The sequence below is a fragment of the Paraburkholderia sp. JPY419 genome (assembly GCF_050435705.1).
GTDB lineage: Bacteria > Pseudomonadota > Gammaproteobacteria > Burkholderiales > Burkholderiaceae > Paraburkholderia > Paraburkholderia youngii.
Window position 1 is genome coordinate 2,447,553 of record NZ_JBNDKV010000002.1, and the last position, 14,492, is coordinate 2,462,044.

Genomic DNA, 14,492 nt, shown 5'->3' on the forward strand with positions numbered 1-14,492 from the left:
TCTCGTTATCAATTAGTCAGGAGACACGCATCATGAAACGTAGAATTTTCCTCACGCTGGCAGCGGCGGCGACGGGTGTGCTCTTCAATGCGCCGGCCGCACAGGCAGCCGATACGGTCAAGATCGGCTTCGTCGTGAAGCAGCCGGAAGAGCCGTGGTTCCAGGACGAATGGAAGTTCGCCGAGATCGCCGCCAAGGACAAGGGCTTCACCCTCGTGAAAATCGGCGCGCCGTCGGGCGAGAAGGTGATGAGCGCAATCGATAACCTCGCCGCGCAGAAGGCGCAGGGCTTCGTGATCTGCACGCCCGACGTCAAGCTCGGGCCCGGTATCGTCGCGAAGGCGAAGGCCGACGGCCTGAAGATGATGACGGTCGACGACCGCCTCGTCGACGGCGCGGGCAAGCCGATCGAAGCGGTGCCGCATATGGGCATCTCGGCGTATAACATCGGCAAGCAGGTCGGCGACGGCATCGCGGCTGAAATCAAGAAGCGCGGCTGGGACATGAAGGACGTCGGCGCGATCGACGTGACCTATGAGCAGCTGCCGACCGCGCATGACCGCACCACCGGCGCGACCGACGCCCTCGTCGCCGCGGGCTTCCCGAAAGCGAACGTGATCACCGCGCCGCAAGCGAAGACCGACACCGAAAACGCTTTCAACGCCGCCAACATCGCGCTGACGAAGAACCCGCAGTTCAAGCACTGGGTCGCTTACGCGCTGAACGACGAAGGCGTGCTCGGCGCGGTGCGTGCGGCGGAAGGCCGTGGCTTCAAGGCCGACAACATGATCGGCATCGGCATCGGCGGCTCGGACTCCGCGCTGAACGAGTTCAAGAAGCCGCAGCCGACCGGCTTCTTCGGCACCGTGATCATCAGCCCGAAGCGCCACGGCGAGGAAACCTCGGAACTGATGTACTCGTGGATCACCCAGGGCAAGGAGCCGCCGCTGCTGACGCTCACGACCGGCATGCTGGCGACGCGCGAGAACGTCGGCGAAGTGCGCGAGAAGATGGGCCTCGCGTCGAAGTAATCGCGGGTCTTGCGGTGACATGAAGTACACCGCCGGCGCGCCGCTCTCTCTGCCTGTTGCGGAGGGCGGCGCGCGTACGGTCTACATGAGGGATGAGGAGGCGAAGTGTCAGCGACGCTACGTTTTGACAATATCGGCAAGGTTTTTCCAGGCGTGCGTGCGCTCGACGGTGTGTCCTTCGACGTCAACGTCGGCCAGGTGCACGGCCTGATGGGCGAAAACGGCGCGGGAAAATCGACGCTGCTGAAAATTCTCGGCGGCGAGTATCAGCCCGATTCGGGCCGAATGATGATCGACGGCAACGAGGTGCGCTTTCCGAGCGCGGCCGCGTCGATCGGTGCCGGCATCGCGGTGATTCACCAGGAACTGCAGTACGTGCCCGACCTCACGGTCGCGGAGAATCTGCTGCTCGGCCAGCTGCCCAATTCTCTCGGCTGGGTCAACAAGCGCGAGGCGAAGCGCTTCGTGCGCGAGCGGCTCGAGGCGATGGGCGTCGCGCTCGATCCGAACGCGAAACTGCGCAAGCTGTCGATCGCGCAGCGGCAGATGGTCGAAATCTGCAAGGCGCTGATGCGCAACGCGCGCGTGATCGCGCTCGACGAGCCGACCAGCTCGCTGTCGCATCGCGAGACCGAGGTGCTGTTCAAGCTGGTGCGCGATCTGCGCGCCGACAATCGCGCGATGATCTACATCTCGCATCGGATGGACGAGATCTACGAGCTGTGCGACGCGTGCACGATCTTCCGCGACGGCCGCAAGGTCGCGTCGCATCCGACGCTCGAAGGCGTGTCGCGCGACACAATCGTCAGTGAGATGGTCGGGCGCGAAATTTCGGACATCTATAGCTATACGGCGCGGCCGCTCGGCGAAGTGCGTTTCGCGGCGAAGGCGATCGAAGGTCATCCGCTTGCGCAGCCAGCCAGCTTCGAGGTGCGGCGCGGTGAGATCGTCGGCTTCTTCGGACTCGTCGGCGCGGGCCGCAGCGAGCTGATGCATCTGGTGTACGGCGCCGAGCATCGCAAGGGCGGCGAACTCGTGCTCGACGGCAAGCCGATCAAGGTGCGCAGCGCGGGCGAGGCGATCAAACACGGCATCGTGCTGTGCCCCGAGGATCGCAAGGAAGAGGGCATCGTCGCGATGGCGAGCGTCGCGGAGAACATCAACATCAGCTGCCGCCGTCACTATCTGCGCGCGGGCGTGTTTCTCGATCGCAAGAAAGAGGCGCAGACGGCGGACCGTTTCATCAAGCTGCTGAAGATCAAGACGCCGCATCGCCGGCAGAAGATCCGCTTCCTGTCGGGCGGTAATCAGCAGAAGGCGATTCTGTCGCGCTGGCTCGCCGAGCCTGATCTGAAAGTCGTGATTCTCGACGAACCGACGCGCGGCATCGACGTCGGCGCGAAGCACGAGATCTATAACGTGATCTATCAGCTCGCCGAGCGCGGCTGCGCGATCGTGATGATTTCGTCGGAATTGCCGGAAGTGCTCGGCGTGTCCGACCGGATCGTCGTGATGCGCCAGGGCCGCATTTCCGGCGAGCTCGCGCGCAAGGACGCGACCGAGCAGTCGGTGCTGAGCCTCGCATTGCCGCAGAGCTCGACCGCGCTGCCTGATGCCGCAAACCCGAACGCAGACGCGAACGCGGCCAACCAGAGCGGCTCGCGCGCGGCCTGAACCTTATCCGGACGAGAGTCCGCAACCCGTGGGGACGGGGAGGAGTATTGAACATGCAAGCCAGAGAAAACCTCGCGCAGCAGGCCGCCAAGAGCGCGGCCGACGCGCTGATTCCGCAGCCTACCGACAAGGCCAAGTGGTGGCAGCAGATCACCGAGTACAGCCTGATCGTGATCTTCATCGTGATGTTCGTCACGATGTCGCTGACCGTCGATCATTTCTTCTCGATCGAGAACATGCTCGGCCTCGCGCTGTCGATCTCGCAGATCGGCATGGTCGCGTGCACGATGATGTTCTGTCTCGCGTCGCGCGACTTCGACCTGTCGGTCGGCTCGACCGTCGCGTTCGCCGGCGTGCTGTGCGCGATGGTGCTCAACGCGACCAACAGCACGGTCATCGCGATCATCGCGGCGGTTGCGGCGGGTGGGGTGATCGGCTTCGTCAACGGCGCGGTGATCGCTTATCTGCGCATCAACGCGCTGATTACCACGCTCGCGACGATGGAAATCGTCCGCGGCCTCGGTTTCATCGTGTCGCATGGCCAGGCGGTCGGCGTGTCGTCGGATACCTTCATCGCATTGGGCGGCCTGACGTTCTTCGGCGTGTCGCTGCCGATCTGGGTCACCCTGATCTGCTTCATCGTGTTCGGCGTGATGCTGAACCAGACCGTGTACGGCCGAAATACGCTCGCGATCGGCGGTAATCCGGAAGCGTCGCGCCTGGCCGGTATCAACGTGGAGCGCACTCGCGTCTACATTTTCCTGATCCAGGGCGCCGTCACCGCGCTCGCCGGCGTAATTCTCGCGTCGCGTATCACGTCGGGTCAGCCGAACGCCGCCGAAGGCTTCGAGCTGAACGTGATCTCCGCGTGCGTGCTCGGCGGCGTGTCGCTGCTGGGCGGCCGCGCGACGATCTCCGGTGTCGTGATCGGCGTGCTGATCATGGGCACGGTCGAGAACGTGATGAACCTCTTGAACATCGACGCGTTCTACCAGTACCTGGTGCGCGGCGCGATCCTGCTCGCGGCCGTGTTGCTAGACCAGTTGAAGAATCGCGGCTCGCGCGACTGAGCCGCTTTCACCTCATCCCAAGCTCATAAAGGAATCGCACGATGTCGTCTCCGGCCAATGCAAACGCCAGCCTCTCTGACACCGCGTACGCGCGCTATCCGAGCCTCGTCGACCGTACGGTGCTGATCACGGGCGGCGCGACCGGCATCGGCGCATCGTTCGTCGAGCACTTCGCGGCGCAGGGCGCGCGCGTCGCTTTCTTCGATATCGATGCGAGCGCCGGCGAAGCCCTCGCCGACCAGCTCGGCGATTCGAAGCACAAGCCGCTCTTTCTCCCGTGCGATCTGACCGATGTCGACGCGCTGCAAAAAGCGATCGCCGACGTGAAGGCGGCGCTGGGTCCGATCCAGGTGCTGATCAACAATGCGGCGAACGACAAGCGCCATCAGATCGCCGACGTGACGCGCGAGTCGTTCGACGCCGGCATCGCCGTGAACATCCGCCACCAGTTCTTCGCGGCGCAGGCTGTGATGGAAGACATGAAGGCCGCGCGCAGCGGCTCGATCATCAACCTCGGCTCGATCAGCTGGATGCTGAAGAACGGCGGCTATCCGGTGTACGTGATCTCGAAGTCGGCGGTGCAGGGGCTCACGCGCGGGCTCGCGCGCGACCTCGGCCACTTCAATATCCGCGTCAACACGCTCGTGCCGGGCTGGGTGATGACCGAGAAGCAGCTGCGCCTGTGGCTCGATGACAATGGCCGCCGGCAGATCAAGGAAGGCCAGTGCATCGACGCCGAGCTGATGCCGGCCGACCTCGCGCGCATGGCGCTATTCCTCGCCGCCGACGACAGCCGCATGATCACCGCTCAGGACATCGTCGTCGACGGAGGCTGGGCGTGAGCGGCAGCCCGCGCGTGCAACGGGCCACGCTGCTGCTCGACGCGCAATGTGAGCTCGGCGAAGGCGCGACCTGGTGCGCGAGGAGCGGCCGCTTCTACTGGACCGACATCGAAGGCGCGCGGCTGTGGCGCTACGATCCGGCCGACGGCCGCAGCGATTCGTTCGACATGCCCGAGCGGCTCGCCACCTTCGCGCTGTGCGAAAACCCGCGCTACGTGCTGCTCGGGCTCGCATCGCATCTCGCGTTTTTCGATCTGGAGAAGGGCAGCACGCAGCACATCGTCGACGTCGAACCCGGCATGAACACGCGCGTGAACGATGGGCGCTGCGATCGGCAAGGGCGCTTCGTGTTCGGCACCAAGGACGAAAGCGGGCAACGGCAGACGGTCGGCGGCTTCTATCGGTTGAATCACGATCTGTCGCTCGAACGCTTACCGTTGCCAGCGCCGGCAATTTCGAACAGCATCGCATTCAGTCCCGACGGCGCGACGATGTACTACTGCGATTCGCCGACGCGTGAAATCCGCGCGTGCGACTATCGCGCCGATGGCAGCATCGCGAACGATCGCCTGTTCACGCGTCTAACCGATGCGAACGGCATCCCCGACGGCTCGACCGTCGACAGCGACGGCGGCCTGTGGAACGCGCAGTGGGGCGGCGCGCGCGTGGTGCGCTACGGTCCCGACGGTGTGGAAACCGAGCGCATCGACGTGCCGACCACGCAACCGAGTTGCGTCGCGATCGGCGGTGCCGCGCTCGGCGAGGCCGCGGGCAGCGCCCAAAGTGAGAAGGCGCTCGACACGCTGTACATCACGAGCGCCTACGCCGAGCTCGATGCAACGGCGCGCGCGGCCGATACGCTCGCGGGCGACCTGTTCGTCGCGACGCTTTCACGGCGTGGTGTTGCGGAACCGCTGTTCCAGGGCGCGCCCATCTAGCGCAGAATGACGCAGCCCCGGCCGCGCGCCGGGGCCGCGATCCTGAAGGTGAAGCAGAAGTCGATGTAGCAGTTTCGGTCCGCGAGCGATACGCCCGCGACCGGCCGGCAACGAATCGGCAGCATGCAGTTCGGACTCGAGGCGAATTGGTCATAAAAAATCGCCCGCGACTCCCGTCAACCCTGACGGCAACGTCCCACGCCTCTCGATGGAGCCAGATATGACTGTTGCGAATCTCGTTTCAGCCTCATCCCCAACCTCTCAAACGCGACGCTCGCGACTTGCCGCGGCGGCCAATCCCGTGCTGGCGGGCCCGAGCACGTCGGCGGTGGCGCTCGGCGAAGGCAGTGCCGGCGATGTCGCGTGCATCACGCTCGCCAACTCGCAATTGCGTCTCGATGTCGCGCCGACGCTCGGCGGCGGCGTAACCCGCTTCGACTGGCGCGACGACGGCGCGCTGACGCCGATCTTCCGGCGCTGCAGTCAAGTCGGCGTCGATACGGAACCGAACCAGCTCGCCTGCTATCCGCTGTTGCCGTACTCGAACCGCATTGGCGGCGGTCATTTCAGCGTGGGCGGGCGGCGCGTCGAGGTGCCGCGCAACCGCGCCGAGGAACCCCTGCCGATTCACGGCGACGGCTGGCTCGCGCAATGGCAGGTGCTCGACGCGGGCCGCGAGCACGTGCGCCTTGCGCTCGACCGCAGCGAAGGCAAGCCGTACGCGTTCCGCGCGACGCAAACCTACACGCTCGACGGCCCGACGCTCGTCATCGCGCTCGAAATCGAAAACGCCGGCCGTGAGACGCTGCCGTTCGGGCTCGGCGTGCATCCATTCTTTGTGCGCGACGCGGACACCGAGCTGTCGGCGGCGGCTGGCGGCCTGTGGCTGTCGGGCGACGACTGGCTGCCGGTGCGCCACGTGCCGGCGCCGCCCGCGTGGCAGTTCGGCGTCGCGTATCCTCTGCCGGAGACGATCGTCAATCACGCGTTCACCGGCTGGAGCGGCCAGGCGGCGGTGGTGTGGCCGAAGCGCCGGCTGTCGCTGAACATCGCCGCCGATACCGACTACTACGTGCTGTACACGCCGCCCGGCGAAGACTTCTTCTGCTTCGAGCCGGTCGATCATCCGATCAATGCGATGAACCTGGCCGGCGGCGCGAGCGAAAACGGCATGACGCTGCTCAAGCGCGGCGAGCGGTTGACGCGCACTTTCCGCTTCACCGTCGAGCGGACTGGGCTGCGCTCGATGCCGGGCGGGCGTGGCGCGCGGCGCAGGCAGTAGCCACAGTCAACGAGGTGCGGGCCGCGCGTTGACCGCCATCGACGGATGGCGATCGTGGGACGGGTAAAATACGCGCCTCCTCCGATTACCGGCTCGCCGCGAGACTCACCATGTCCAACTTCATCCAGACACTCAACGACGCCTGGCAGCGCACGAACTCGCTGCTGTGCGTTGGGCTCGATCCCGAGCCCAGCAGATTTCCGGGCGCGCTCGCGGGCCGCGCCGATGCGGTCTTCGAGTTCTGCCGCACGATCGTCGATGCAACCGCGCCGTACGCGTCGTCGTTCAAGCCGCAGATCGCCTACTTCGCCGCGCATCGCGCGGAAGACCAGCTCGAGCAACTGATCGCCCACATTCATGCGAACCATCCGGGGCTGCCGGTGATTCTCGACGCCAAGCGCGGCGATATTGGCAGCACCGCCGAGCAGTACGCGCGCGAGGCGTTCGAGCGCTACCAGGCGGACGCGGTGACGGTCAATCCGTACATGGGTTTCGATTCGATCGAACCGTATCTCGAGCACGCGGGCAAGGGCGTGATCGTGCTGTGCCGCACGTCGAACGCGGGCGGCTCGGACTTGCAGTTTCTCGAGACGGGCGGCCGGCCGCTGTACCAGGTCGTCGCTCAACTGGCCGCGCAGAAGTGGAATGCGAGCGGCCAGCTGGGGCTCGTGGTCGGCGCGACGTTTCCGAAGGAAATCGAAGTGGTGCGCGGGATCGTCGGCGACATGCCGCTGCTGATTCCGGGCATCGGCGCGCAAGGCGGCGACGTGCAGGCCACCGTGAGCGCCGGACGCACCGCGAACGGCACCGGCATGCTGATCAACTCTTCGCGCGCGATCCTCTACGCGGGCCAAGGCGACGACTTCGCGCAAGCGGCCGCGCAGGCCGCGAAGGACACCCGCGACCGGATCAACGCGTTTCGTTGATTCGGCGGGCGGTCCCGCGCCGGGCCGTGCGGCGCGTCAGCGCGCCGGTCCGAGCCGCCCGATCAACTCCGCATGGCGCGGATGCCGCGCCTTCAGCGCATCGACCTCCGCGAGTTCGAACTCGCTGAATTCGAAACCCGGCGCGACCGTGCAGCCGACCAGCGCGAACGACGCCGGATCGGCGCACTCAGCCGCGAACCACATGCCGGCCGGCACGACGGCCTGATACACCGTGTCGGGATGCGTGAGCGGATTGCCGAGCTGGTGCGTGACTAGCGCACCGCCGGCATCGCTTTCATCGAGCATGTGAACCAGCAGCGGCTCGCCGGCGTAGAAATGCCAGACCTCGTCGGATCGGATCCGATGCCACGCCGAATGCGCGCGATCGCACAGCATGTAATAGATCGCGGTCGACGCCGCACGGGTGTTCTCAGTCTCGCTCGCTTCGCCGGCGCGCAGCACGCGTGCGGCCGAGCGATAAGTCTCCGCGAAAAAGCCGCCTTCAGGATGTGGCTTCAGGTCGAAGCGACGGATCAGGTCATCAGCGATCGCGCGCGAATCCGGCATTGTCCGCCTCCCCAGTAATAGTCAGAGTCAGGCGCCGCTCAATGCTCGCGTTCGTCGAGTAGCGCCAGCAAACCGCGCAGCGCGTGCGCTGCCGCCTGCACGCGGATCTGCTCGCGATCGCCCTTGAAAATCTTCGTTTCCACCGACGTATGCAGCCGGTTGGTCCAGCCGAACGACACCATGCCGACCGGCTTGGTTTCGGTGCCGCCACCGGGCCCAGCGACGCCGGTAATCGACAGCGACACTTGCGCGCGGCTGTTGCGCAGTGCGCCTTCGGCCATCGCTCGCGCGACCGGTTCGCTGACCGCGCCGTGCTTTTCGATCAGGTCGGCCGGCACGCCGATCATTTCACTCTTCGCCTGGTTCGAATACGTGACGAAGCCGCGTTCGAACCAGCCACTGCTGCCGGAGATATCGGTGATCGCGGTCGCGACCATGCCACCCGTGCAGGACTCGGCGGTCACGAGCATCAGGCGCTCGTCGCGCAGACGGTTGCTCACGCGGATCGCAAGCTGGTGAACGACGGAATCGGTAGGCATGGCGTCAGTCAATCCGGAAAACGAAGCCGGCCGTGAGGCGCGGCGAACGGCAGGGGCCGGGTGGCGACCGAAAGAGTCGAACGGTGCTCAGATAGCGGTCGGGCAGCGCTCAAACCGACATCCGCCACAGCGCAATCACGAGCAACGTGAAGAACGCGGCGATCAGGTCATCGAACATGATGCCAAAGCCGCCTTTCAGCCGGCGGTCGAAGTAGCCGATCGGTGGCGGCTTCACCATGTCGAAGAAGCGGAAGATCACGAACGCCCACATCTGAGCGGCGAGCGTGGCAGGCGTGACCATCAGCAGCACGAGCCAGAACGCGACGATTTCGTCCCACACGACCGCCGACGGATCCTCGACGCCAAGCCGCTTCGCCGTAAAGCCGCACAGCGCGATGCCGGCGAGAAAGCCGACGCCGATCAGCACGCCCCATTCGATAACGGTCAGATAGCGGCTCAGTACCGCGAAGGAGGCCCACCCGAACAGCGTGCCGACCGTGCCTGGCGCGACGGGCGACAGCCCGCTGCCGCAGCCGAGCGACAGGATGTGGACGGGATGCGACAGCATGAAGCGCGCGGTCGCGCGGCGTGGCTGAGCGGGCTTCGGCGCGCGCGGTCGTGGTGCTTGCGGCGGCTCGCTGCCGAGCAAGTCGTCGGCGGGGCCGAGCGGAGGGTCATTCTGCATGAAAGTGATCGAAACCTTGCAACGTCAGGGTGAGCGGCGCGCCGGTGGCGTTGCGCCACGCGATGGCCGGGCGGTCGGTGGCCGCCTCCAGTGCGCTTATTGTACCGATGCGAGTGACCGGCACAGCGGCCTTCTGCGCGGCTGCCTCGACCGCGGCGCGCGCGGCGCCGGGCGCGGTGAAGCACAGCTCGTAATCGTCGCCGCCGGCGAGCGTGCAGCGCTGCTGGACTTGGGGCGGCAGGCGGCGCAGCGCGGCCGAGCGCGGCACCGCGTCGACGTCGACGCTCGCACTTACCGACGAGCGCTCGAGGATATGCAGCAGATCGCCGGCGAGTCCGTCCGACAGGTCGAGCGCCGCGTGTGCGACGCCGCGCAGCGCGAGGCCGAGCGCGATGCGCGGCTCGGGGCGTTCGAGTGCCTGGCGGAACGCCGCGGCGTCGTTGGGATCGGCGGACCATTCGCCGCGCTGCACACCGAGGCCGGCGCGCGCGTCGCCGAGCGTGCCGGAAATCCAGATGTCGTCGCCGGGTTGCGCGGCATCGCGGCGCAATGCCGTTTGCGGCGGCACGCTGCCGAACACCGTAATGCACAGATTGAGCGGTCCGCCCGTCGTATCGCCGCCGATCAGCTCGCAACCATAGCGCTCGGCCAGCGCGAACAGGCCTTCGCTGAACCCCGATAGCCAAGCTTCTTCGGCTTGCGGCAGCGAGAAGGCGAGCGTGAACGCCTGCGGCTGCGCGCCCATCGCGGCGAGGTCCGACAGGTTGACCGCGAGCGCCTTGTGACCCAGCGCTTCGGGATCGATATCTGCGAAGAAGTGACGGCCTTCGACCAGCATGTCCGTCGATATCGCGAGCATTTCGCCGGCAGCCGGTGCCAGCAACGCGCAGTCGTCGCCGATGCCGAGCGTGCCGCCTTCGGAAGTAGAGGGCCGCGCGTGGGCGGCGCGGCGGGCGAAGAAGCGGTCGATCAGCGAAAACTCGGAAAGCATGATGGCGGACGATGAGCGGAGAACGATCGTAGAAATAGCGCAGGTGACCAGGTTTGAGCGTAATGCCCCTTGCAAGCACCGGACCACCCCGTGCGACGGGCAACGCGCTTTCACGCTGTTTCAGTCGCGGCAGTTGTACCCGTATTGAAGGAATTGCGTAGGCGATTGGGGCTACAATGCCGTCGAACGTCTATTCTAATCTGCACTCCGAAGCCCGCCTTATGTCGAATCCCGCCAATACCAAACTCCGCGAAGCAGCCCTCGATTACCACGAGTTTCCGACTCCCGGCAAAATCGCGATCGCCCCGACCAAGCAGATGATCAACCAGCGCGACCTCGCGCTGGCGTATTCGCCTGGCGTCGCATTTGCGTGCGAGGAAATCGTCGAGAGCCCGCTGAACGCCGCGCGCTTCACCGCGCGCAGCAACCTCGTCGGCGTCGTCACGAACGGTACCGCGGTGCTGGGTCTCGGCAACATCGGCCCGCTCGCGTCCAAGCCGGTCATGGAAGGCAAGGCCGTCCTGTTCAAGAAGTTCGCCGGCATCGACGTGTTCGATATCGAGATCAACGAGACCGATCCGCACAAGCTGGTCGACGTGATCGCCGCGCTCGAACCGACCTTCGGCGGCATCAACCTCGAAGACATCAAGGCGCCGGACTGCTTCATCGTCGAACGCGAATGCCGCAAGCGCATGAAGATTCCGGTCTTCCATGACGACCAGCACGGCACCGCGATCGTCGTCGCGGCGGCAGTCACCAACGGTCTGAAGGTCGTTGGCAAGGACATCAAGGAAGTCAAGCTGGTTTCCTCGGGCGCGGGCGCGGCGGCGCTCGCCTGTCTGGACCTGCTGGTCGACCTCGGCCTGCCGCTCGAAAACATCACGGTGACCGACCTCGCGGGTGTCGTCTACAAGGGCCGTACCGAACTGATGGACCCGGACAAGGAGCGTTTCGCGCGTGAAACCAGCGCGCGCTCGCTCGCCGAGGTGATCGACGGCGCGGACGTGTTCCTCGGCCTGTCGGCTGGCGGTGTGCTCAAGCAGGACATGGTCAAGAAGATGGCCGCCAAGCCGCTGATCCTCGCGCTCGCGAACCCGACGCCGGAAATCCTGCCGGAACTCGCGCTCGAAGTGCGTCCGGACGCGGTGTTGTGCACGGGCCGCACCGACTACCCGAACCAGGTCAACAACGTGCTGGTGTTCCCGTTCCTGTTCCGCGGCGCGCTGGACGCCGGCGCGACGACGGTCACGCGCGAAATGGAAATCGCCGCCGTCAACGCGATCGCCGAACTGGCGCGCCAGGAGCAGAGCGACATCGTCGCGACCGCGTACGGCATCCAGGATCTGTCGTTCGGACCGGAGTATCTGATTCCGAAGCCGTTCGATCCGCGTCTGATCGTGAAGGTCGCGCCCGCGGTGGCGAAGGCCGCGATGGACTGCGGCGTCGCCGAGCGTCCGATCGAGGATATGGACGCGTACGCGCAGCATCTGCAGCAATTCGTCTACCACAGCGGCACGACGATGAAGCCGATCTTCCAGCTGGCCCGCAGCGTCGAGCCGGAGAAGAAGCGCATCGTGTTCGCGGAAGGCGAAGAGGAACGTGTACTTCGCGCAATCCAGATCGTCGTCGACGAAAAGCTCGCCAAACCGATCCTGATCGGCCGGCCTGCCGTGATCGAACAGCGGATCGCGCGTTATGGCCTGCGGCTCGTCGCCGGGCAGGATTACACGGTCGTCAACACGGACCATGACGAACGTTACCGCGAGTTCTGGCAGGAATACGCGAAGATGATGTCGCGCAAGGGCATCACCACGCAGATGGCCAAGCTCGAGATGCGCCGCCGCACCACGCTGATCGGCTCGATGATGGTCAGGAAGGGAGAGGCGGACGGCATGATCTGCGGCACGGTCAGCACGACGCACCGCCACATCCACTTCATCGACCAGGTGATCGGCAAGAAGCCGGGCGCGAAGGTGTATGCGGCGATGAATGGGCTGGTGTTGCCGAATCGGCAGATTTTCCTCGTCGATACGCACGTGAATGTCGATCCGACGCCGGAGGAACTGGCGGAGATCACGATCATGGCGGCCGAGGAAGTGCGTCGCTTTGGTATCGAGCCGAAGGTCGCGCTGGTGTCGCATTCGAACTTCGGTTCGAGCAACGCGCCGAGCGCGCAGAAGATGCGCGATACGCTCGAGATCCTGCGTGAACGCGCACCGGAGCTGCAGATTGACGGCGAAATGCACGGCGACGTCGCGCTCGACTCCAATCTGCGCCGCGAAGTGCTGCCCGATTCGACGCTCGAAGGCGACGCGAACCTGCTGGTGCTGCCGAACATCGATGCGGCCAACATTGCGTACAACCTGCTGAAGACGGCGGCCGGCAACAACATCGCGATTGGCCCGATCCTGCTCGGCGCGGCCAAGCCGGTGCACGTGCTGACGCCGTCGGCCACGGTGCGCCGGATCGTCAACATGGCGGCGCTGCTGGTTGCGGATGTCAGCGCAACCCGCTAAGCGCGCATCGTGACCGGGCCGCGACAGGCCCGACGCCGGTTCTCCAACCGGCGCGCCCTGAAAAAAAACGGCGTGCCCGCAATGGGCACGCCTTCAGGGCAAGCTGGGGATCGCCACCCCGAAAAATGGCAATGACACAGCCCTTCGGCTGAGTGGTTCCAGGCTCTAACAACCGCAATCGAGCGCCTCGGCCACCGGCAGCTTGCACTGCTTGCGCTACGTTCGATCACGATTGAGCTCAGTTTAGCCTGATCGCGCTAAACATTCTGTCAAAAGTCGTCAAAGCCCCGACGGCCGGCTATCCGCGCGGCGAGGCGGGGGGTCGTCCGGCCGTCGAACGTTGATTCCAAAGGCTATTAGCGATACCCTTACGACTTTCATGGTCGTCAAACTCGTGGTCTGACAGCGGGGAAACCTGATACATGGCACGCAACTGGTTGCGCATGAAAGGCGTGCTGATCGGTGCTGCCGCGCTCTGCGCGTTGTCAAGTTCGGCGCCCGAGGCGCTGGCGCGAGACTACTCGGCGCCAGCAGCGGCGGAAGCGCAGGTAGGCACCATCCCGCTGGCGCAATTGCCGCGCGAGGCGGTCGATACGTTGAACCTCATAGCTACCGGCGGGCCTTACCCGTATCAGAAGGATGGCATCGTATTCGGCAACTACGAACGGGTGCTGCCCGCTCATCGGCGCGGCTATTACCACGAATACACCGTCCCCACGCCTCACGCGCGTAATCGCGGGGCGCGCCGCATCGTCTGCGGAGGTCCGCTACAGCGAACCGACAATTGTTATTACTCGGACGACCATTACATCAGTTTTAACCGTATTGTTGAATGACATTGGGATGAACGGCATGAGCGACAACATCTACGCGCACGATTCCGGAGTCGCGACGGATCTTTTCGCGGCCGGCGACGGCAATTTGTTCCAACGCGTCATGAAGATGCGCGCCGACGAGCAGGGTCGCGACAACCAAAGCGAGGCTGGCACGGTGGTTTCATCGAACGAAGAGCCCATGAGCCTTTTCAGGACGGTGCGGCCGAACATCGTGCAGTCGATCCGCGCGTTCCGCGTGCAGGATCTCGCCGACGAGGCCAACCACCTTGGCCAGCACTTTCTGTATGCATACTGCGCGAACGCCGCGTCGAAGCAGGAAGTGCTCGAGACGATCGCGACGTCGTTCCTGTTTCCCAAGCATTTCGGCAAGAACTACGACGCGCTCTACGACTGCCTGACCGACCTCGTGCACAAGGCCGGCGCGCAGCCCGGCTTCGTGATCGTGCTCGAACACCTGCCGATCGCGCAGAAATTCGACAAGGAAGGGCGCGAGACGCTGCTCGACGTGTTCCGCGAAGCGGCCGAATTCTGGGCCGAGCGCAAGGTCGCGTTCCGGGTGTTTTACTCGTTCGCCTGAGGCTCGGAGGATGTTCAC

At 65.2% G+C, this 14,492-nt stretch carries 14 protein-coding genes; 10 read left to right on the forward strand and 4 right to left on the reverse strand.

Translation table 11 applies throughout. From position 1 onward, the window contains the following. The first annotated feature begins 32 nt into the window (after positions 1 to 32). From QFZ91_RS17385 to pyrF, 7 genes are all read left to right on the forward strand, one after another. Complete coding sequence (locus tag QFZ91_RS17385; protein ID WP_429567914.1) at positions 33 to 1,031, forward strand: arabinose ABC transporter substrate-binding protein; 999 nt, start codon at positions 33 to 35, stop codon at positions 1,029 to 1,031. 105 nt (positions 1,032 to 1,136) lie between these two features. After that, positions 1,137 to 2,705: an L-arabinose ABC transporter ATP-binding protein AraG gene (araG, locus tag QFZ91_RS17390; protein WP_368613053.1), complete on the forward strand. Its 1,569-nt coding sequence runs from the start codon at positions 1,137 to 1,139 to the stop codon at positions 2,703 to 2,705. A gap of 53 nt (positions 2,706 to 2,758) precedes the next feature. Beyond that, the gene (gene araH, locus QFZ91_RS17395; protein ID WP_429567915.1) at positions 2,759 to 3,775 is read left to right on the forward strand and encodes an L-arabinose ABC transporter permease AraH; all 1,017 of its coding nucleotides are present in this window, start codon (positions 2,759 to 2,761) and stop codon (positions 3,773 to 3,775) included. 41 nt (positions 3,776 to 3,816) lie between these two features. Next, the gene (locus tag QFZ91_RS17400; RefSeq protein ID WP_176121859.1) at positions 3,817 to 4,617 is read left to right on the forward strand and encodes an SDR family NAD(P)-dependent oxidoreductase; all 801 of its coding nucleotides are present in this window, start codon (positions 3,817 to 3,819) and stop codon (positions 4,615 to 4,617) included. Continuing rightward, entirely contained in the window at positions 4,614 to 5,555 is a 942-nt protein-coding gene (locus QFZ91_RS17405) for an SMP-30/gluconolactonase/LRE family protein (protein ID WP_176365586.1), read from the forward strand. The genes QFZ91_RS17400 and QFZ91_RS17405 overlap by 4 nt, the downstream gene beginning before the upstream one ends. A 220-nt stretch (positions 5,556 to 5,775) precedes the next feature. After that, positions 5,776 to 6,837: an aldose 1-epimerase gene (locus QFZ91_RS17410; RefSeq protein WP_176121857.1), complete on the forward strand. Its 1,062-nt coding sequence runs from the start codon at positions 5,776 to 5,778 to the stop codon at positions 6,835 to 6,837. Positions 6,838 to 6,947: 110 nt separating this feature from the next. Continuing rightward, positions 6,948 to 7,763: an orotidine-5'-phosphate decarboxylase gene (gene pyrF / locus QFZ91_RS17415; RefSeq protein ID WP_429567916.1), complete on the forward strand. Its 816-nt coding sequence runs from the start codon at positions 6,948 to 6,950 to the stop codon at positions 7,761 to 7,763. Between the two features lie 36 nt (positions 7,764 to 7,799). Here pyrF and QFZ91_RS17420 read toward each other — a convergent pair whose 3' ends face one another. The 4 genes from QFZ91_RS17420 to thiL form a co-directional block, all read right to left on the reverse strand. Further along, positions 7,800 to 8,330: a cupin domain-containing protein gene (locus QFZ91_RS17420; protein ID WP_429567917.1), complete on the reverse strand. Its 531-nt coding sequence runs from the start codon at positions 8,328 to 8,330 to the stop codon at positions 7,800 to 7,802. Positions 8,331 to 8,368: 38 nt separating this feature from the next. Then, on the reverse strand, positions 8,369 to 8,869 hold the full coding sequence (locus QFZ91_RS17425) for a CinA family protein (protein ID WP_013090547.1): 501 nt from the start codon (positions 8,867 to 8,869) through the stop codon (positions 8,369 to 8,371). A gap of 109 nt (positions 8,870 to 8,978) precedes the next feature. Next, the gene (locus tag QFZ91_RS17430) at positions 8,979 to 9,554 is read right to left on the reverse strand and encodes a phosphatidylglycerophosphatase A (RefSeq protein ID WP_368715827.1); all 576 of its coding nucleotides are present in this window, start codon (positions 9,552 to 9,554) and stop codon (positions 8,979 to 8,981) included. Further along, positions 9,544 to 10,545: a thiamine-phosphate kinase gene (gene thiL, locus QFZ91_RS17435; RefSeq protein ID WP_429567918.1), complete on the reverse strand. Its 1,002-nt coding sequence runs from the start codon at positions 10,543 to 10,545 to the stop codon at positions 9,544 to 9,546. Before thiL ends, QFZ91_RS17430 begins: the two co-directional genes overlap by 11 nt. 176 nt (positions 10,546 to 10,721) lie before the next feature. Here thiL and QFZ91_RS17440 point away from each other — a divergent pair, with 176 nt between their 5' ends. The 3 genes from QFZ91_RS17440 to QFZ91_RS17450 all read left to right on the forward strand — a co-directional run bounded on the left by QFZ91_RS17440 (position 10,722) and on the right by QFZ91_RS17450 (position 14,474). Then, on the forward strand, positions 10,722 to 13,061 hold the full coding sequence (locus QFZ91_RS17440) for an NADP-dependent malic enzyme (RefSeq protein ID WP_429567919.1): 2,340 nt from the start codon (positions 10,722 to 10,724) through the stop codon (positions 13,059 to 13,061). A 422-nt stretch (positions 13,062 to 13,483) separates the two neighbouring features. Then, positions 13,484 to 13,897: a ribonuclease gene (locus QFZ91_RS17445; RefSeq protein ID WP_429567920.1), complete on the forward strand. Its 414-nt coding sequence runs from the start codon at positions 13,484 to 13,486 to the stop codon at positions 13,895 to 13,897. Positions 13,898 to 13,913: 16 nt separating this feature from the next. Next, positions 13,914 to 14,474 carry a barstar family protein gene (locus QFZ91_RS17450; RefSeq protein WP_013090542.1) on the forward strand — a complete coding sequence of 187 codons (561 nt, stop codon included), beginning with the start codon at positions 13,914 to 13,916 and terminating at the stop codon, positions 14,472 to 14,474. Positions 14,475 to 14,492 lie beyond the last annotated feature (18 nt).